Below are 19,495 nucleotides of genomic sequence, written 5' to 3'. Positions count from 1 at the left end.
CCCCAGCCGGGGGCGCCACGCCTGTCGGACGATGGCGCAACTTCCCGTCGGTGGGCGGGAGAGATGATGGTTGAGCTGGCGCACGTGGCAGGGGCAGACGCTGCGGGCAGCGAAAAACAAAAAAGGGCCCATCTTGCGATGGACCCTTTTTCTACTACATATGGTGCGGCTGGCAGGAATCGAACCCACGACCCCTTGGTTCGTAGCCAAGTACTCTATCCAGCTGAGCTACAGCCGCGAAAGAACGAGATTATAAGGAGGTTTTCTGAAAAGTACAAACTTTTTTTCGGGAGCGGACAAAAAGTGTCTCAATACACCTCCCGCGAGGCGAAGGGATGGTACTGGAACAGCCAGGTCTCGCTGAGCGCCTGTCCGTCGTGTCGCAGGAACAGGCGCAGCTCGACCGGTTCGTCGCCGGCGGCACTCAGGTCGAACTGGGCGCGCCAGTGGCCGGGGACGTCGTTGGGCAGGGCTTCGGTATAGACGTAGGAAATGCTGCCCCTGGAAGCGGTGATGACGGCTTCCGGTTTCACGCCATAGGGCAGCCCTTCGAGCGGCTTGCCCTTGAACTCGACCATGAACTTGCGCACCTGGGCCGGACGCGCCTGGCCGGGCTGGCCACCGCGTCCCAGGCGGGTTGCCACGCAGCGCGCCAGCGCGGTGGGAAAGGGCTCGTCGTGCTGCCAGTAGAGCCGGTAGCGCAACCGATAGCTGGCGCCGGCCCGTGCCGGTTCTTTGGGCACCCACATGGCGACGATGTTGTCGTGGATCTCGTCATCGGTGCGCAGTTCGATCAACTGTACCTCGCCCTGGCCCCAGTCACCTTGCGGTTCCACCCACAGGCTGGGGCGGCGCTCGTAATGCACGCCGTCCAGGTAGTGATCGACGTTGCGGTCGCGTTGCAGCAGGCCGAAGCCATGCAGGTGCTGGTCGCCAAAGGCCGAGGCGGTGGTGCGAGGCGGATTGTTCAACGGCCGCCACAGGTGTTCGCCGGCGCCGGTCCAGATCGCCAGGCCGTCCGAGTCATGCACCTCGGGTCGCCAGTCCACGCCGGTACCCTTCACGGTTTCGGAGAACCAGTACATCGAGGTCAGCGGCGCCAGGCCCAGGCGGGCGACGTCGCGGCGCAGGAACAGCGCCTTGTCCACCTCCATGGTCACGCCGGCACCGCGTTGCAGGGTGAAGCGATAGGCGCCGGTGATGCTGGGGCCATCCAGCAGGGCATAGACCACGACGGTATCGCTGCCCGGTGCCGGTGGCTCGAAGAAGAATTGCGTGAAGTCGGGGAATTCCTCGGGGCGGTCGGCTTGTGCGACGTCGATGGCAATGCCGCGTGCCGACAGGCCATATTGATAGAGGTCGCCGATGGCGCGGAAGTAGGACGCGCCGAGGAAGGCCACCCAGTCGTTCTTGCGCCAGTCCTTGGCCTGCTGGTCGGCCAGGCGGCTTTCCTGGAAGCGGAAACCGGCAAAGCCGCTGCCGGCAGGGAGGCGGTGGGCCGGGCTGTCGGCCGGCATGTCGAAGTAGTCGTCGCGATACAGCAGTTCACGCGCGCGCGTGGGAGCAGGAGCATTGCCCTGGCCGTCCAGCACGAACATGCGCACCGGTACGCGGAAGAACTTGCCGAGATGGAAGAAGGTCAGCGGGAACGGGCCGGGGCCGCCGGCGAAGACGGCGTAATCGGACTTGAAATGGATCTTGCCGTGGGCTTCGTAGTCGATCTGGTCCAGCACCGCGGCCGGCACCGCCGGTGGCGCCTGGTAGGGCGTTCTGGCCATGTCGCGGGCGCGGGCGATGAGCTGGTCGAAGCTGAAGGCCTGGGCCGGCCCCCTCTTCATGGACTGTGCGGCCAGCGCCTGGGGCGGCAGGCCCAGGGCGGCGAGCGCGGCGGCAGCGCCGGAGGCGGTGAGGAAATGTCGGCGACTGGGCATGGGCGGGTTCTCCGGTCTGTCTGGAACTCTACAGAGTAGCGGCTGACGAGCTTGGTTCCGGCCAGAAAAAAGCCCGCTGGGCGCAGGGCGGCAGCGGGCGGGTGGTGCGGTAGGTTGGTGATGCGTAAGACCGATGCCGTAGGCGGATCAGTATTCCCAGAACATCTTCTGGATTTCCTTGCTGTCGGTGGTCTTGGTCAAAGCCAGCATCAGCAGGATGCGCGCCTTCTGCGGGTTCAGGGTGTCGGAGACGACGAAGTCCAGCTTGTCGTCGTCGGCTTCGCCATTGCGCGCCACGATGCCCTGGCCGACACGGCTGGAACGCACGATGACCACGCCCTTTTTGCGGGCTTCGCTCAGGGAGGGCAGCACGGTGTTGTTCAGGCTGCCATCGCCCACGCCGGCGTGGATGATGCCTTGTGCACCTGCAGCGACGAAGGCGTTGAGCGCGATCGGGTTCATGTTGGCGTAGCCATAGACGATGTCCACTTGCGGCAGCTTGTCCAGGTTCATGATGTCGAACGGGGTGTCGACCGTGTTCTTGCGGGTGGACTGGCGGTAGAAGTAGGGCTTGCTACCCTGGATGTAACCCAGGAAGCCCAGTTCCGGCGTCTTGAAGGTGTCCATCGTGGAAGTGTTGGTCTTGGTGACTTCGCGACCCGCATTGATCTGGTCGTTCAGGGTCACCAGCACGCCCTTGCCGACGGCTTCCTTGGAACCGGCCAGCAACACGGCGTTGTACAGGTTGATCGGACCATCGGCGCTGATGGCGGTGGACGGGCGCATGGCGCCCACGATCACCACCGGCTTCTTGCTCTTGACCACCAGGTCGAGGAAGTAGGCGGTTTCCTCGATGGTGTCGGTGCCGTGGGTGATCACGATACCATCCACGTCGCTCTGCGCCAGCAGGGTGTTGACGCGCTTGGCCAGCTTGAGCCAGGCGTCGTTGTTCATGTTCTCGCTGGCGATCTGCATGACCTGCTCGCCGCGCACGTTGGCGACCTTCTTGAGTTCAGGGACAGCGGCGATGAGCGCATCCACGCCGACCTTGGCGGCGGTGTAGCCAACCGTGGTGGTGCTGGTGGCGCCGGTGCCGGCGATGGTGCCGCCGGTGGCCAGGATGACCACGTTGGGCAGGGTTTGGGCCTGTGCAGCGGCGGCTGCGGCCAGGCAGAGCAGGACCAGCATCTGCTGGAAGATTTTTCTGATGAGCATATGTGCCTCGGTAGGAGTGGTTGTGGAAATTTTCTTAGTTTTATTGTGATGCCCGCTGCGACGCGCGTCATCGGCCGATGCATGATGGTCGCGGCAAAAGCGCCGACACGATAGCATCGGCTCGCGTGGGGATCAAAGCTTTTTTTAAGCGGTGAGAAAGCCGCACGGCGAGCGGATTTTAGAGGGGAATGCATGCACGTTTCGTGCAAAACCGCGTATTCGGCAGGGCCCAGGCGGATGAAATGACTCGCAACTGACAACGGGCTGACGAATGGACGGGCTGAAACACTGTGGGCCACAGCGATGGGTCGACGCAAGTGTAAAGAAAATAAGTAAACGGCGAGGAGGGAGCTTGGAAGATATCACCGAATCCCGCGCCGGCCAAGACGCGGTCGCCACGCGTTGTACAGGCTCCTCGCGGCTGCTTCCTGCTGCGTGAAGTCGCCCGCTCTCAGGTAAGATGGTGCTGCGCAAAAGTTGTTTCGATGAATGACCGGCCAGACCGGCCGCGCCGCTCCAGCGCAGTTCGACCCCACCCCGGCGCGGCGCGCGGCAATGATGGAGAACACGATGTTTGCCACAGAAAAATTCACCAATCCCGAAGCCGCCTACGCACGCGTGCTGGAAATCTATGAGCACAACACCGCCATCCTGCGCGATGCCTTCCGCCAGTTCTCCAGCGGCCAGGGCATGTCGCAGCGGGTGCGTGCCTGCTATCCCTTCGTGCGCATCACCACCGAGAAATCCACCCATACCGATACCCGCCAGTCCTTCGGTTTCGTCGCCGGTCCCGGCTGTTACCAGACCACGCTGACGCGACCGCAGCTGTTCCACCAGTACCTGCTGGCCCAGTTCAAGCTGGTGCTGCAGAACCATGAGGTGCCACTGGAAATCGGCGTGAGCGACATGCCCATTCCGGTACATTTCGCCTTCCCCGAGGGTATACACGTCGAGGGCAGCCTCGACCCGGAACACCTGCGTACCTTGCCTGACTACTTCGATCTGCCGGACCTGGCGACCATGGACGATCGCATCGCCAACGGTAGCTACGAGGTGGACAACGGCGCCTGGCGCGAGGGTGTGCATCCGCTGGCCTTGTTCACCGGCCCGCGCATCGACTATTCGTTGCATCGTCTGCGTCATTACACAGCCACTTCGCCCGACCAGTTCCAGCGTTATGTGCTGTTCACCAACTATGCCTTCTACGTCGATGAGTTCGTGCGCCTTGGCCGACGCCTGATGGAGCCGACCGACGATCCGGAAGAGCTGGCCTATCGTCGCCAGTACACCGCTTTCGTGGAGCCCGGCAACGTCACCACCTGGAGCGCCAACCAGGAAGGCCTGGAAACGCGGGCCGCTTCCGGCGTGGCACCGGCGCGCCAGCCGCAGATGCCGGCCTATCACCTGCAGCGCGCCGATGGCAGCGGCATCACGCTGGTCAATATCGGGGTCGGTCCTTCCAATGCCAAGACCGTCACCGACCACGTGGCGGTGCTGCGTCCGCACGGCTGGCTGATGCTGGGTCACTGCGCCGGGCTGTCGGCGTCGCAGCGGATGGGGGATTACGTGCTGGCGCATGCCTATGTACGCGATGACCACGTGCTCGATGACGACCTGCCGCTGTGGGTGCCGATTCCGGCGCTGGCCGAAGTACAACTGGCCTTGCAGGATGCGGTGGCCAGCATCACGCAGCTGGAGGGCTACGAGTTGAAGCGCATCATGCGCACCGGTACCGTGGCCTCGGTCGATGACCGCAACTGGGAGTTGCGTGACCACCGCATGCCGCTGCTGCGTTTTTCGCAGAGTCGCGCCATTGCGCTGGACATGGAAAGCGCCACCGTCGCGGCCAACGGCTTCCGCTTCCGGGTTCCTTATGGCACCTTGCTATGCGTGTCGGACAAGCCGCTGCACGGCGAGATCAAGCTGCCCGGCATGGCCAATACCTTCTATGAGCAGCGCGTGGCGCAGCACCTGCAGATCGGTATCCGCGCGCTGGAGCTGTTGCGTAACAATGGTATCGAACAGGTACACAGCCGCAAGCTGCGCAGCTTCGCGGAACCGGCGTTCCGCTGATCGGCAATGCGGCAGTATTGCGCCCGCGACAGTGGATGTCGCGGGCGTTTTCCATTCAGGCGGTCTGGCGTGGCAACGGATGGCTGCGCGTCAGGCGGTAATACAGCCCGGCACCGATCAGCAAGGTGGCCGCCGCCACGCACAGCGAAGGCGTGAAGGACCCGCTGCCGTGCACCAGCGCGGTGGCCAGCGGCGGTCCGGCAATCTGGCCGATGCCGTAGGCAGCCGTCATCAGGGCCATCAGGCTGCTGGCCTGTTCCTTGCGCAGGCGGCGTGCCTCGCGCATGCCGAACAGGGTGATGGCGGTGAAGGGCAGACCCAGCAACAGGCAGCTCAGCGCGAAACCCAGCGCATTGGGGAATAGGATCGACAGCAGCACCCCGGCCGCCTGCATCAGGTAGGCACCGGTCAGCAATAGGCGCTGATCGCCCAGTACCGACAAACGGGTGGCACTGAAGGCACCCAGCGCGACCGACAGGCCGAAGATGGGCCAGAAGTAGTCCGGCCAGGCCGAACCCGGCAGCGCCCGGCGCGCGATCACCGGCAGGAAGGTGGCGGTGATGATGTAGCCGAAGCCGGCGATGCCATAAGCGATCACCTGCACCAGCACTTCGCGTTTCTGCTGTGTGCTCTCGACGGCCTTGGATGCTTCGCCATGGAGCGGGTCGCTGTGCACGCTCAGGCCGCGACCGGCATCGAAGCTGAAGGATTTCCAGACGACTGCCGTCAGGGCCAGTGCAATGACGCCAAAGGCGATCCAGCCGCCCGCGGCCAGCCAGCCGGCCGCGATCATGGGGCCGGAAAGCAGCCCGGTGATGGCGATCCCCAGACCGGGACCGCAGAAGATCACGCCGCCCAGTTCGGGCCGGCCCAGCTGCGTCAGCTGCTGCAGGCACCAGCCGGCGGTATAGACGAAGACATAAGCGCTGGCCACGCCCGAGAGAAAGCGCATCCACAACCAGGCCCAGTCCTGATGCAGCACGCCCATGCCCAGGGTCAGCAGGATGGTCACCACCAGCCCGCCGCGCAGCATTGCCACGCCGCGCTTGCTGCGATGGAAGGCGCACAGCATGGCCCCGGCGAAATAACCCAGGTAGTTGGCAGTGGCCAGCCAGCCGCCCATCTGCAGCGAAAGGCTGCCTTCGTGCAGCATCATCGGCAACAGCGGCGTGAAGGCGAAGCGACCGATCCCCATTGCCACCGACAGCGCCACCATGCCCGACAGGCAGACCTTCCAGGCCATGCCGTGGCGCGAGCGGGTGGGAGGGGCAGCGGTGGGTGGGGACATGGCGGTCATTGTGGGTGGTCGATGGCTGTCAGGGACGGGGGTCTATGCTATCGTTTTCCGGTCATTCGAAAAAATGAATAATAAGAATGACTTCATCTTTTTTTGAGAACCATTTCGGGAGTACGCCATGGAACTGGCTGAACTGGAGATATTTCGTACCGTCGTCGCGGAAGGCGGAGTGACGCGCGCCGCCGAGCGTCTGAACCGGGTGCAGTCGAATGTGACCACGCGCATCAAGCAGCTGGAAGAGTCCATCGGCGTGCCGCTGTTCGTGCGAGACCGCCGTCGCATGGTACTGACCGCCGCCGGCGAGGCGCTGCTCGATTATGCCGAACGCATCCTCGACCTGGTGCAGGAGGCGCGTCACGCGGTATCCCCGCAAAGCCCGCGCGGGCGTCTGCGCATCGGTTCCATGGAAAGCGCGGCGGCCAGTCGCCTGCCCGCGCCGCTGGCCGAGTTCCACCAGCGCTGGCCGGAAGTGCGGCTGGAATTGTCGACCGGGCCTACCGATGTGCTGCTGGCCCAGGTCCGGGCTTGCCGGCTCGATGCGGCGCTGGTCTCCGGCCCCGTCGACGATCCGGCCTTCGACGCGACGCCGCTGTTCAAGGAAGAACTGATGCTGGTGACCCCGCGCAGCCACCGCAAGGTGCGCTCCCCCGAGGATGTGATGCTGGACACCCTGATCGTCTTCGAGCAGGGCTGTGCCTATCGGCGGCATGCCCAGCAATGGTTCGCCAAGCGCGGGCGCGGCGGCGCGCCGGTGCGCATCCTGGAGCTGGCGTCCTACCACGCCATCCTGGCCTGCGTGGCCGCCGGTGCCGGGGTGGCCGTGGTGCCGCGGTCGGTGATCTCGATGCAGATGGAGCCACATGGCTTTGCCACGCATTCGCTGGGGCGCGATGGTCGGGTCACCACATATCTGATCAGTAGACAAGATCGCTACTCGGCGTCCTTCCTGGCGCTGCGTTCTTTACTTATGGCCGCTGTTTGATATATTTAATTCGCTAAATGAATTCATCCAGGTCGGGCAGGATATGAAGTTGGGAGTTTTCCAAATATGTCCTGCCCTGCAGCATATGAAGAGGGTGTAACGATTTGTAAAAACGGCTGCTAGCCGAGATTGATTTCCCTATATTGAAGTTCCCCCTCCATTCTCCCCCCCGAGAATGGGATTTACCCCACGGCTCGCAAGGGACGTGGGGTTTTTCTTTGGTACGCCGGTTCCGGTGGCGCCATTTACCTCTCGCCCAGGCGCTCGCCTCTGCTACCTCTTCCTTCACTGCGAAGGGAGCGGTCGTGAAGGCTGTTTGACGTCACATTATGCTCGTCACTTCCGATTTTTCGCGATCCTGCCCCGGGCGTGGCTAGTCCGGGCGGGCGGCCTTGCCTCTGTTTCGGGCCGTCGCCGGCGCGCTGCCCACGTCCAGGTTGCCGCGCGCCGCCGACTGGATGGCCAGCACGGCGGGATGGGTCAGTCGACGTTCCACCGAGATCGCATAGAACTGCTCGCGGATGGCATCGGTCCGGCCGATTTCGACCAGCCCGTACTGCTTGCGGATCTGGGTGGCAATGGCGGCGGGGGCCGCGAAGATGCCTGCACCCGCATCGCCGAAGGCCAGCAGCAGGGCGCCATCGTCGAACTCGCCGGTGACCTGCGGGCGTATCTGCTGCTTCTCGAACCAGCGCAGCAGGCGGGGCCGTACGGCGGCATCTTCCCCGGGCATCAGGAAGGGCGCGCCCTCGAAGCTGCGCGGGAAATCCTTGCGATAGCGGCGGGCCAGCTCGGGCGTGGCGAAGAAGCTGGTATCGCACTCTCCCAGCAGGTGGTGGTAGCCCCGCACATCGACATTGGGCGGCATCGGACTGTCGGCAATGATGATGTCCAGCTTGTGGATGGCGAGGTCGGCCAGCAGCGCATCCAGCTTGCCCTCGCGGCAGATGATACGGATCGGCTCGGGCATCGCCAGCGCGCTCTCCAGCAACAGATAGGCGATCGCCTTGGGCACCGCGTCGGCCACGCCTACCCGCAGTTGCAGGGCGCGGCCACCGGGCCGCAGACGCAGCGCCTCTTCCAGCTCTTCGCCGATGCTGAAGATGCGTTCGGCATAGTCGAACACCATCCGCCCCTCGTCATTGAGTTCCAGCCGCCGTCCCACGCGCCTGAAGAGCTTGTAGCCCAGGCTTTCCTCGAACAGGCTCAGCTGGCCGCTGATAGTCTGCGCGGTCAGGTGCAGGCGCTCACTGGCACGCGCCACGCCACCGGTCTTGGCGACCGTCCAGAAGTAATGCAGATGCTTGTAGTTGAGGCTGGTCATGGCGCGTGGGGCTTCCTGAATCATTCGGTTTTTACGAATTATTATCTCAGAATATTCGAATTTTCATTCATCAGCCTTTCCCCTAAAGTAGCGCCTTGTCCGGTACGGAAAACGAGTTGTCAACCTGCCGGCTATCGTTGCCATCCCTGACAAGAAGGAGAAGCCTGATGAAATGTCCCGTCTGTACATCTCACAACCTGCTGATCTCGGAGCGCCAGGGCATCGAGATCGACTATTGCCCGCAGTGTCGCGGCGTCTGGCTGGATCGCGGTGAGTTGGACAAGCTCATCGAGCGCGCTGCCGGCCAGGTGACGGCGGCACCGATGCCGTCGCCGACGGCGGCCTGCGATCCGCGCTTCGGCCGTGCCGGATATCCGGCCTACGGCCATGAGCACAAGCGTAGAAAGAAGGGCTTCCTGGGCGAGATCTTCGATTTCGACTGAAGACCGCTCACCCGGCAGTCATGCAGACAGAACATAGAAAAGAAAAGAGAGGTTCATCGTGAACGGCGTAGAGAGTTTCGCAAGCCTGCCCATGTGGGGCGGTTTCATCCTATTCGTGCTGGGCATGCTGGCGCTGGACATGTTCGCGCTCGGCGGTCGCCATGCCCACCGCGTCACCCCGAAGGAGGCACTGGGCTGGTCGCTGGGCTGGGTGTCGCTGGCCTTCCTGTTCGCCGGCCTGATGTGGTGGTACCTGGATGCCCATGTCGGACGTGAGTTCGCGAACCAGAAAGGCGCCGAATTCCTGTCCGGCTACCTGATCGAGAAGGCGCTGTCGGTCGACAACATCTTCGTGTTCCTGATGATCTTCAGCTACTTCGCGGTGCCGCCCGAGATGCAGCGCCGTGTGCTGCTGTACGGCGTGATCGGTGCCATCGTCATGCGCGCCGTGATGATCCTGCTGGGCGCCTGGATGATCGCCCAGTTCAGCTGGATCCTGTATGTCTTCGGTGCCTTCCTGGTCTTCACCGGCGTGAAGATGCTGATCTTTGCCGACAAGGAGGCCGACCTGGGCGACAACCCGCTGCTGCGCTGGTTGCGTGGCCATATGAAGATCAGCAACGACTACGACGGTGAAAAGTTCACCATCCGCATCAATGGCGTGCGCTATTTCACCCCGCTGATGCTGGTCCTGCTGCTCATCGAAATCTCCGACGTGATCTTCGCGGTGGACAGCATCCCGGCCATCTTCGCCATTACCAAGGATCCGTTCATCGTCTTCACCTCGAACATGTTCGCCATCATGGGTTTGCGGGCGCTGTACTTCCTGCTGGCCGATTCGGCCGAGCGCTTCCACCTGCTCAAGTATGGCCTGGCACTGGTGCTGCTGTTCGTGGGCGGCAAGATGCTGCTGGCCTACTGGTTCCATGTGCCGGTGCTGGTATCGCTGTCCATCGTCGGCGCCATCCTGCTGGTCTCCATCATCGCCAGTCTGGTGCTGACCCGGGGGCAGGAGCAGGGTCCAAGCAAGTCCTGATTTCAACCATCAACGTGGGGTTTGACCGGTCGGAGCAATCTGGCCGGTTTTTTTATGCTCGTCGTCTTTCGAGTCCAGCCCTGTTTCTTGTCATGCTGATTTGGCATCGTCCTTTTATTGGGGACGGAGTGCATTAGAATAGCCCCTCCTTCCTTCAGGTTTGTAGTGTTCGCCATGGCCCGCCTTCCCCGTCTCGTCGTTCCCCACCAGCCTCATCACATCATCCAGCGCGGTCATGACGGTCTGGTCATCTTCCGCGATGCGGATGACCACTTGGCCTTCCTGGGCTGGCTCAAGGAAGCTGCGCGGCAATTCAAGGTGGCGGTGCACGCCTATGTGCTCATGCCAGACCACCTGCACCTGCTGGCGACGCCCGCCGATGACCAGGGCCTGGCACGGATGATGCAATGGATAGGGCGCCATTACGTTCCCTATTTCAACCAGAAGCATGGACGCAGCGGCACCCTGTGGCAGGGGCGCTATCGCGCCACCGTCATCGATGCCGAGCTCTACCTGCTCGCCATCTGCCGCTACATCGAACTCAACCCGGTACGCAGTGGCTTGGCGGCGGGGCCCGGCGAGTATCCCTGGTCCAGCTATATGCATCATATCGGTGCCAAGCAGGATGGCCTGATCACCGATCATCCTCAGTATTGGTCGATTGGCAACACTCCCTTCGATCGCGAGATCGTCTATCGCCAGCTCACCGAAGAGGGATTGGCGCGCGCCGAAGTGGAGCGCATCACCGATGCCACGCTCAAGGGTTGGGCGCTGGGCTCGGACGAATTCAAGCAAGGCCTGGAGCGTCAGACGCATCGTCGCGTCAGCCCCGCCAAGCGCGGCCGTCCGGCGGTGACAAGGGTGGTGACCGAAGTGGAAGATGTAGACGCGCGGCAAGAATCCTGATGTCGTAAAAATAAGTCTTTGGAATCAAGGGCTTGAGTCTGTATTCCATTGCTCTGTCCCCAATTAAAAAATCCGGAAATTTTTGGGGATTTAAATTGCACTCAGACCCTAATTATTTTCATTGAACTATTGGGTGCAGTGCACTATTCTTCAAATCCTTACTGTCAATGTGGTGGAGTTCCGTTATGAACGCGCAAGGCCTTTACGACCCAGCAAATGAACATGATGCCTGTGGCGTCGGTTTCATCGCCCATATCAAGGGCAAGAAATCCCATTCCATCGTTGACCAGGGTTTGCTCATTCTGAAGAACCTGGATCACCGGGGCGCAGTGGGCGCCGACCCGTTGATGGGTGACGGTGCCGGTATCCTGATCCAGATTCCCGACCAGTATTACCGCGAAGAGATGGCCAAGCAGGGCGTGGACCTGCCACCGCCGGGCGAATATGGCGTGGGTATGGTGTTCCTGCCCAAGGAAAACGCCTCCCGCATCGCCTGTGAACAGGAAATCGAGCGCTCGGTGCTGGCCGAAGGCCAGATCGTGCTGGGCTGGCGCGATGTGCCGGTGGACCGCGACATGCCGATGTCCCCGACCGTGCGTGAAAAAGAGCCGGTGATCCGCCAGATCTTCATCGGCCGTGGCCCCGACGTGATGGTGACCGACGCGCTGGAACGCAAGCTCTACGTGATCCGCAAGTCTTCCGGTCACGCCATCCAGGCGCTGAACCTGCTGCACGGCAAGGAATTCTTCGTGCCCTCGATGTCGGCCCGTACCGTGGTCTACAAGGGCTTGCTGCTGGCCGACCAGGTCGGCGTGTACTACAAGGACCTGCAGGACGAGCGCTGCGTCTCGGCCCTGGCCCTGGTGCACCAGCGCTTCTCCACCAACACCTTCCCCGAGTGGCCGCTGGCCCACCCGTACCGCCTGATCGCCCACAACGGTGAAATCAACACTGTCAAGGGCAACTTCAACTGGATGCGCGCCCGCGAAGGCGTGATGCAGTCGGCCGTGCTGGGTTCGGACCTGAAGAAGCTGTTCCCGCTGATCTATGAAGGCCAGTCCGACACCGCCAGCTTCGACAACGCGCTGGAACTGCTGGTCATGGCCGGCTATCCGCTGCCGCAGGCGATGATGATGATGGTGCCCGAAGCCTGGGAAAACCACACCTCGATGGACGACAACCGTCGCGCCTTCTATGAATACCACGCCGCCATGATGGAGCCGTGGGACGGCCCGGCCGCGCTGGCCTTCACCGACGGCCGCCATATCGGCGGCACGCTCGACCGTAACGGCCTGCGTCCGGCACGCTACATCGTCACCGACGACGACCTGGTGGTGATGGCGTCCGAATCCGGCGTGCTGCCCATTCCCGAATCCAAGATCATCCAGAAGTGGCGCCTGCAACCGGGCAAGATGTTCCTGATCGACCTGGACGCCGGCCGCATCATCGACGACAAGGAACTCAAGGACACCTACGCCAACGCCAAGCCCTACAAGCAGTGGATCAACTCGGTGCGCGTCAAGCTGGACGAACTGAAGGAAGAGCCGCACCAGCCGTCGTCGCCGCTGAAGCTGCTGGACCTGCAGCAGGTCTTCGGCTACACCCAGGAAGACATCAAGTTCCTGATGGCCCCCATGGCCACGGGCGGTGAGGAAGCCATCGGTTCCATGGGCAATGACTCGCCGCTGGCGGTCATGTCCAACAAGAACAAGACGCTCTACAACTACTTCCGCCAGCTGTTCGCTCAGGTGACCAACCCGCCGATCGACCCGATCCGCGAAGCGCTGGTCATGTCGCTGGTGTCCTTCATCGGCCCCAAGCCCAACCTGCTGGACACCAACAACATCAACCCGCCGATGCGTCTGGAAGTGTCGCAACCGGTGCTGGACTATGACGACATCGCCAAGCTGCGCAACATCAGCGCCCACAGCGGCGGCAAGTTCAAGTCCTATGAACTGAACATCTGCTACCCCGTCGCCTGGGGCAAGGAAGGCATCGAAGCCCGCCTGGCCTCGCTGTGCGCCAAGGCCGTGGATGCGGTCAAGTCAGGCCACAACATCCTGATCATCTCGGACCGCAAGGTCGATGCCGACCAGCTGCCCATCCCGGCACTGTTGGCTACCTCGGCCATCCACCAGCACCTGGTCAGCAAGGGCCTGCGCACCTCCACCGGCCTGGTGGTGGAAACCGGCTCGGCCCGCGAAACGCACCACTTCGCCCTGCTGGCAGGTTATGGCGCCGAAGCCATCCACCCCTACCTGGCGATGGATACCCTGTCCGACATGGCCAAGGGCCTGTCGGGCGACCTGTCGCCGGAAAAGGCTATCTACAACTTCCAGAAGGCAGTCGGCAAGGGCCTGCTGAAGGTCATGTCCAAGATGGGCATCTCGACCTACATGTCCTACTGCGGCGCGCAGATCTTCGAAGCCATCGGCCTGTCCAAGGCGCTGGTGGACAAGTACTTCAAGGGCACCGCCTCCAACGTCGAAGGTATCGGCGTGTTCGAAGTGGCCGAAGAGGCACTGCGCCTGCACACCGCCGCCTTCAGCGCCGACCCGGTGCTGGCCAACGCTCTGGACGCCGGTGGCGAATACGCCTTCCGCATCCGCGGCGAAGAGCACATGTGGACCCCGGACGCGATCGCCAAGCTGCAGCACTCGACCCGTTCGAACAGCTACAACACCTACAAGGAATACGCTCAGATCATCAACGACCAGTCCAAGCGCCACATGACGCTGCGTGGCCTGTTCGAGTTCAAGATCGATCCGTCGCGTGCCATCTCCATCGATGAGGTGGAGCCGGCCAAGGAAATCGTCAAGCGCTTCGCCACCGGCGCCATGTCGCTGGGCTCGATCTCGACCGAAGCCCACGCCACCCTGGCCATCGCCATGAACCGCATCGGCGGCAAGTCCAACACCGGCGAAGGCGGTGAAGACGTCAACCGCTACCGCAACGAGCTGAAGGGCATCCCCATCAAGCAGGGCGCCACTCTGGCGTCGGAAATCGGTCGCGAACACATCGAAGTCGATATCCCGCTGCAGGAAGGCGATTCGCTGCGCTCGCGCATCAAGCAGGTGGCTTCGGGCCGTTTCGGCGTCTCTGCCGAATACCTGATCTCGGCCGACCAGATCCAGATCAAGATGGCGCAGGGTGCCAAGCCGGGTGAAGGCGGTCAGCTGCCGGGTCACAAGGTCTCGGAATACATCGCCAAGCTGCGCGTGTCGGTGCCGGGCGTGGGCCTGATCTCGCCGCCGCCGCACCACGACATCTACTCCATCGAAGATCTGGCACAGCTGATCCACGACCTGAAGAACGTCAATCCGCGTGCCTCGATCTCGGTCAAGCTGGTCTCGGAAGTGGGCGTGGGTACCGTGGCGGCCGGCGTGGCCAAGGCCAAGTCGGACCACGTGGTCATCGCTGGCCATGATGGCGGTACGGGCGCATCGCCGCTGTCGTCGATCAAGCATGCCGGCTCGCCGTGGGAACTGGGCCTGGCCGAAACCCAACAGACCCTGGTCCTGAACGGCCTGCGCAACCGCATCCGCGTGCAGGCCGACGGCCAGATGAAGACCGGTCGCGACGTCGTCATCGGCGCCATGCTGGGCGCGGACGAATTCGGTTTCGCCACCGCACCGCTGGTGGTCGAAGGCTGCATCATGATGCGCAAGTGCCACCTGAACACCTGCCCGGTGGGCGTGGCTACGCAAGATCCGGTGCTGCGCGCCAAGTTCTCCGGCAAGCCGGAACACGTGGTCAACTTCTTCTTCTTCATCGCCGAAGAAGCGCGCCAGATCATGGCCCAGTTGGGTATCCGCAAGTTCGACGAGCTGATCGGCCGCGCCGACCTGCTGGACCGTTCCAAGGCCATCGCCCACTGGAAGGCCCGTGGCCTGGACTTCAGCCGCATCTTCCATCAGCCGGAATCGAAGCTGCCGGTGTATCACACCGACTTCCAGGATCATGGCCTGGACAAGGCACTGGACCACAAGCTGATCGCGCAAGCCAAGATCGCGCTGGAAAAGGGCGAGAAGGTCTCCTTCATCTCCCCGATCAAGAACCTGAACCGTACCGTCGGTGCCATGCTCTCGGGTGAAGTCGCCAAGCGTTACGGCGATGAAGGCCTGCCGGATGACACCATCCACATCCAGCTGCAAGGTACCGCAGGCCAGTCGGCCGGCGCCTTCCTGGCCAAGGGCGTGACCCTGGACCTGGTCGGCGAAGGCAACGACTACGTCGGCAAGGGTCTCTCGGGTGGCCGCATCATCGTGCGTCCCAACACCGAGTTCCGTGGCCGCGCCGTGGACAACATGATCTCCGGTAACACCGTGCTGTATGGCGCCATCAATGGCGAAGCCTTCATCAACGGCGTGGCCGGCGAACGCTTCGCAGTGCGTAACTCGGGCGCCACCGCCGTGGTGGAAGGCACCGGCGACCACGGTTGTGAATACATGACCGGCGGCACCGTGGTGGTGCTGGGCAATACCGGCCGCAACTTCGCAGCCGGCATGTCGGGCGGCATCGCCTACGTGTATGACCCGGAAGGTGATTTCGCCGGCAAGTGCAACACTGCCATGGTCAGCCTGGAAAAGGTCCTGTCGGACACCGAACAGGAACAGACCGTCAACCGCGACATCTGGCACAGCCTGCTGCGCGGTGGCGAGCGCCAGACCGACGAAGCCATCCTGCGCGGCTTGATTGAGCGTCACTTCAAGTACACCGGCAGCACGCGTGCGCGCTACCTGCTGGATAACTGGGCGGCATCGCGTGCCAAGTTCGTCAAGGTGTTCCCGACGGAGTACAAGCGCGCGCTGGCCGAGCTGGCTGCCGCTGCCCAATCGAAGAAGGAGAAGGTCGCTGCCTGATCGTCATCAGCCAGCGTAACTTTCGAGTCAATCAAGCACGCCGGCGGGCGTGGCGCCAGAAATGAAGAGCGCCGCCCGCCGCATCCTTAGCGAGAATGTGAGAGGAAAATGGGAAAAGCAACCGGTTTCATGGAATACCAGCGCCTGAAAGAGGCCAGCGAAGCGCCAGCTGCGCGTACCAAGCACTACAAGGAATTCGTCCTGCACCTGAGCGACGCCGACGCCAAGATCCAGGGCGCGCGCTGCATGGATTGCGGCATCCCCTTCTGCAACAACGGCTGCCCGGTCAACAACATCATTCCCGACTGGAATGACCTGGTCTACCGCGGCAACTACAAGGAAGCCCTGGATACCCTGCACCAGACCAACAACTTCCCCGAGTTCACCGGCCGCATCTGCCCGGCACCCTGCGAAGCCGCCTGCACCCTGGGCATCAACAATGACGCCGTGGGCATCAAGTCGATCGAGCACTTCATCATCGACAAGGGCTGGGAAAACGGCTGGGTGGTGCCGCAACCGGCCGCCGTCAAGACCGGCAAGAAGGTCGCCGTGGTCGGCTCCGGCCCCGCCGGTATGGCCGCTGCCCAGCAGCTGGCGCGCGCCGGTCACGACGTGACCGTGTTCGAGAAGAGCGATCGCGTGGGCGGCCTGCTGCGTTACGGTATCCCCGACTTCAAGATGGAAAAGTCGCACATCGACCTGCGCGTGGAACAGATGAAGGCCGAAGGCGTGACCTTCCGTACCAGCGTCTTCGTGGGCAAGGATTTCCCCGAGACCGTCAACAACTGGTCCAAGGAAACCGTCTCCCCCGACGAACTGAAGAAGGAATTCGACGCCGTCATCATCGCCGGGGGCGCCGAGTCCCCGCGTGACCTGCCGGTGCCTGGTCGTGAGCTCAAGGGCGTGCATTTCGCCATGGACTTCCTGCCGCTGCAGAACAAGGTCAATGCCGGTGACAAGCTGAAGAACCAGATCATGGCCACCGGCAAGAACGTGGTCGTCATCGGCGGTGGTGACACCGGCTCCGACTGTGTCGGTACCTCCAACCGTCACGGCGCTACCTCCGTGACCCAGTTCGAACTGATGCCGCAACCGCCGGAATCCGAAAACAAGCCGCTGGTCTGGCCCTACTGGCCGATCAAGCTGCGTACCTCGTCCTCGCATGAAGAAGGTTGCGAGCGCGATTTCGCGGTCACCACCAAGCGCCTGGAAGGCAAGGGCGGCAAGGTCGAGAAGCTCATCGCTGCGCGCGTCGAGTTCAAGGACGGCAAGATGGTCGAAGTCCCCGATTCGGAATTCGAGATCAAGGCCGACCTGGTGCTGCTGGCCATGGGCTTCGTGTCGCCGGTGCAGCAGGTGCTGGATGCCTTCGGCGTGGACAAGGATGCCCGCGGCAACGCCAAGGCCACCACTGATGGCGAAGGCTGCTACAAGACCTCGGTGGACAAGGTCTTTGCCGCAGGCGACATGCGTCGTGGCCAGTCGCTGGTGGTGTGGGCGATCCGCGAAGGTCGCCAGTGCGCCCGCGCGGTGGACGAGTTCCTGATGGGCAGCTCGCTGCTGCCGCGCTGATTCCGCATGACGACTGCATCAAACGATTTATATGATTTAAATAGTTTTAACGGTTAGCTTCATTTGACCCTGGACCCGGATCGACGCAAGTCGGTCCGGTTTTTTTATTTTTGCCGCGTGTAAAATGGGCCATCGCCGCCCGCCGGCATCATCTCCACACTGCAATGGCCACCCCGATCCGCTACAGCATCACTTCCCTCAATCCCGCCTCCCATGTCTATGAGGTCAGCGTCACCGTCGATTCGCCCGCGCCGGAGGGCCAGGTGTTTTCGCTACCGGCCTGGATTCCGGGCAGCTACATGATCCGCGAGTTCGGCAAGAACATCGTAGCCTTGCGCGGTGAATCAGCCGGTCGCAAGGTGCAGGTCAGGAAGCTGGACAAGCACACCTGGCAAGCCGCGCCCTGCAAGGGCGCGCTCACCCTGCATTACCAGGTCTATGCCTGGGACCTGTCGGTGCGCACCGCGCACCTGGACGAGACCCATGGCTTCTTCAATGGCACCAGCGTGTTCCTGGCCGCGCATGGTTTCGAGCAGGGCCAGCAAGTGGTGGAGATCCGTCGTCCCGAGGGCGACCAGTTCAAGCGCTGGCGCGTCGCCACGGCCATGGCTGAACTCAAGGCCAAGCGCTATGGCTTCGGTACCTATGTGGCGCAGAACTACGATGAGCTGATCGATCATCCGGTGGAACTGGGTGAGTTCGCGCTGGCCAGCTTCCAGGCGCATGGCGTGCCGCATGACGTGGTCATTACCGGCCGCGTGCCCAATCTCGACATGGCGCGCCTGTGCGACGACCTCAAGAAGATCTGCGAAGCCCAGATCGCCTTCTTCGAACCACGTACCAAGCGCGCGCCCATGGACCGCTATGTCTTCATGACGCTGGCCGTCGGCGATGGCTACGGCGGCCTGGAGCATCGTGCGTCCACCGCCCTGATCTGCTCGCGCGCCGACCTCCCGGTCAAGGGCAAGCCGGAGCAGACCGATGGCTACCGTACCTACCTGGGCCTGTGCAGCCACGAGTATTTCCATACCTGGAACGTCAAGCGCATCAAGCCGGCCGTATTCGCCCCCTATGATCTGCGGCAGGAGAACTACACCTCGCTGCTATGGCTGTTCGAGGGCTTCACCAGCTATTACGACGACCTGTTCCTGGTGCGTACCGGCGTCATCGATACCGACAACTATCTGAAACTGATCGGCAAGACCATCACCGGCGTGCTGCGCGGCAGCGGTCGCAAGAAGCAGAGCGTGGCCGAATCCAGCTTCGATGCCTGGGTCAAGTATTACCGCCAGGATGAAAACGCCAGCAATGCCATCGTCAGCTATTACACCAAGGGTTCGCTGGTGGCGCTGGGACTGGACCTGACGATCCGCCAGCAGACCGGCGGTCGCCGTTCGCTGGACGATGTCATGCGCGGGCTGTGGACTGCTTTTGGCCGCGACTTCTACCAGGGCAAGCCGAAGGGTGTGCCGGAAGAAGGCATCCTGCAGCTGATGGAACAATTCGCCGGCACCGACCTCAGGCGCTTCCACGACCGCTACATCCGCGGTACCGAAGACGTGCCGCTGGAAGCGCTGCTGCCGGCCTTCGGACTGGCCTATGAGGCAGCGATGCCCGCCGACGCCAAGCCCTGGCTGGGCGCGCGCATCACCAAGGAAGGCAGCGACGCCAAGCTGGCAGCGCTGTACGAAGGCGGCCCTGCGATGCGGGCGGGCCTGTCGGCCGGAGACAAGCTGGTGGCCATCGATGGCTTGCGTGTGCCTGCATCCGGTCCCGATGGCTTGCTGGCGCGTTACCGACTCAACGATACGGTGCGTGTGCATGCCTTCCGTCGTGATGAACTGATGGAATTCA

12 protein-coding genes and 1 tRNA gene are annotated in these 19,495 nt (G+C 62.7%); 8 read left to right on the top strand and 5 right to left on the bottom strand.

Features of this window, described 5'->3' with window-relative positions:
• Nucleotides 1–161: 161 nt before the first annotated feature.
• The 3 genes from VE092_RS16640 to VE092_RS16630 all read right to left on the bottom strand — a co-directional run bounded on the left by VE092_RS16640 (nucleotide 162) and on the right by VE092_RS16630 (nucleotide 3,146).
• Nucleotides 162–238 (bottom strand) — tRNA-Arg (locus VE092_RS16640).
• Between the two features lie 70 nt (nucleotides 239–308).
• Nucleotides 309–1,931, bottom strand: a complete 1,623-nt coding sequence (locus tag VE092_RS16635; RefSeq protein ID WP_324878631.1) for a glucan biosynthesis protein D — start codon at nucleotides 1,929–1,931, stop codon at nucleotides 309–311.
• Nucleotides 1,932–2,078: 147 nt separating this feature from the next.
• A complete protein-coding gene (locus VE092_RS16630) occupies nucleotides 2,079–3,146 on the bottom strand; it encodes a type II asparaginase (protein WP_324878629.1) in 1,068 nt (355 codons plus the stop codon).
• Between the two features lie 570 nt (nucleotides 3,147–3,716).
• Here VE092_RS16630 and VE092_RS16625 point away from each other — a divergent pair.
• Nucleotides 3,717–5,219 carry an AMP nucleosidase gene (locus VE092_RS16625; RefSeq protein WP_324878627.1) on the top strand — a complete coding sequence of 501 codons (1,503 nt, stop codon included), beginning with the start codon at nucleotides 3,717–3,719 and terminating at the stop codon, nucleotides 5,217–5,219.
• 55 nt (nucleotides 5,220–5,274) lie between these two features.
• Here VE092_RS16625 and VE092_RS16620 read toward each other — a convergent pair whose 3' ends face one another.
• A complete protein-coding gene (locus VE092_RS16620) occupies nucleotides 5,275–6,507 on the bottom strand; it encodes a YbfB/YjiJ family MFS transporter (protein ID WP_324878625.1) in 1,233 nt (410 codons plus the stop codon).
• A 127-nt stretch (nucleotides 6,508–6,634) separates the two neighbouring features.
• Here VE092_RS16620 and VE092_RS16615 point away from each other — a divergent pair, with 127 nt between their 5' ends.
• On the top strand, nucleotides 6,635–7,498 hold the full coding sequence (locus tag VE092_RS16615; protein ID WP_324878623.1) for a LysR family transcriptional regulator: 864 nt from the start codon (nucleotides 6,635–6,637) through the stop codon (nucleotides 7,496–7,498).
• A 373-nt stretch (nucleotides 7,499–7,871) separates the two neighbouring features.
• On the opposite strand, the gene nhaR is transcribed toward VE092_RS16615, so the two are convergent.
• Nucleotides 7,872–8,822 (bottom strand): transcriptional activator NhaR, encoded by a 951-nt coding sequence (gene nhaR / locus VE092_RS16610; protein WP_324878621.1) that lies wholly within the window; start codon nucleotides 8,820–8,822, stop codon nucleotides 7,872–7,874.
• 167 nt (nucleotides 8,823–8,989) lie between these two features.
• On the opposite strand from nhaR, the gene VE092_RS16605 reads away from it, so the two are divergent.
• From VE092_RS16605 to VE092_RS16580, 6 genes are all read left to right on the top strand, one after another.
• A complete protein-coding gene (locus VE092_RS16605; protein WP_324878619.1) occupies nucleotides 8,990–9,265 on the top strand; it encodes a zf-TFIIB domain-containing protein in 276 nt (91 codons plus the stop codon).
• A 58-nt stretch (nucleotides 9,266–9,323) separates the two neighbouring features.
• Nucleotides 9,324–10,301: a TerC family protein gene (locus VE092_RS16600; RefSeq protein ID WP_324878617.1), complete on the top strand. Its 978-nt coding sequence runs from the start codon at nucleotides 9,324–9,326 to the stop codon at nucleotides 10,299–10,301.
• Nucleotides 10,302–10,475: 174 nt separating this feature from the next.
• Nucleotides 10,476–11,207, top strand: coding sequence for a transposase (locus VE092_RS16595; RefSeq protein ID WP_324878616.1), 732 nt, complete (start codon nucleotides 10,476–10,478; stop codon nucleotides 11,205–11,207).
• A gap of 185 nt (nucleotides 11,208–11,392) precedes the next feature.
• Nucleotides 11,393–16,069 (top strand): glutamate synthase-related protein, encoded by a 4,677-nt coding sequence (locus tag VE092_RS16590; RefSeq protein WP_324878614.1) that lies wholly within the window; start codon nucleotides 11,393–11,395, stop codon nucleotides 16,067–16,069.
• A gap of 108 nt (nucleotides 16,070–16,177) precedes the next feature.
• Complete coding sequence (locus tag VE092_RS16585; RefSeq protein WP_324878612.1) at nucleotides 16,178–17,641, top strand: glutamate synthase subunit beta; 1,464 nt, start codon at nucleotides 16,178–16,180, stop codon at nucleotides 17,639–17,641.
• A gap of 164 nt (nucleotides 17,642–17,805) precedes the next feature.
• The coding region (locus VE092_RS16580) for a M61 family metallopeptidase (protein ID WP_324878610.1) at nucleotides 17,806–19,495 on the top strand (1,690 nt) is incomplete at its 3' end.

The sequence above is a fragment of the Herbaspirillum sp. genome, from assembly GCF_035644555.1.
Classification (GTDB): domain Bacteria; phylum Pseudomonadota; class Gammaproteobacteria; order Burkholderiales; family Burkholderiaceae_D; genus Herbaspirillum.
Note: the sequence above shows the minus strand (reverse complement) of the source record. Positions and strands in the feature narration are given on the sequence as shown.

Bases quoted from the DNA above. Each gene is read 5' to 3' on its own strand.
- VE092_RS16635 (WP_324878631.1), bottom strand. From the start codon at position 1,931: ATGCCCAGTCGCCGACATTTCCTCACCGCCTCCGGCGCTGCCGCCGCG.
- VE092_RS16630 (WP_324878629.1), bottom strand. From the start codon at position 3,146: ATGCTCATCAGAAAAATCTTCCAGCAGATGCTGGTCCTGCTCTGCCTG.
- VE092_RS16625 (WP_324878627.1), top strand. From the start codon at position 3,717: ATGTTTGCCACAGAAAAATTCACCAATCCCGAAGCCGCCTACGCACGC.
- VE092_RS16620 (WP_324878625.1), bottom strand. From the start codon at position 6,507: ATGTCCCCACCCACCGCTGCCCCTCCCACCCGCTCGCGCCACGGCATG.
- VE092_RS16615 (WP_324878623.1), top strand. From the start codon at position 6,635: ATGGAACTGGCTGAACTGGAGATATTTCGTACCGTCGTCGCGGAAGGC.
- nhaR (WP_324878621.1), bottom strand. From the start codon at position 8,822: ATGACCAGCCTCAACTACAAGCATCTGCATTACTTCTGGACGGTCGCC.
- VE092_RS16605 (WP_324878619.1), top strand. From the start codon at position 8,990: ATGAAATGTCCCGTCTGTACATCTCACAACCTGCTGATCTCGGAGCGC.
- VE092_RS16595 (WP_324878616.1), top strand. From the start codon at position 10,476: ATGGCCCGCCTTCCCCGTCTCGTCGTTCCCCACCAGCCTCATCACATC.
- VE092_RS16590 (WP_324878614.1), top strand. From the start codon at position 11,393: ATGAACGCGCAAGGCCTTTACGACCCAGCAAATGAACATGATGCCTGT.
- VE092_RS16585 (WP_324878612.1), top strand. From the start codon at position 16,178: ATGGGAAAAGCAACCGGTTTCATGGAATACCAGCGCCTGAAAGAGGCC.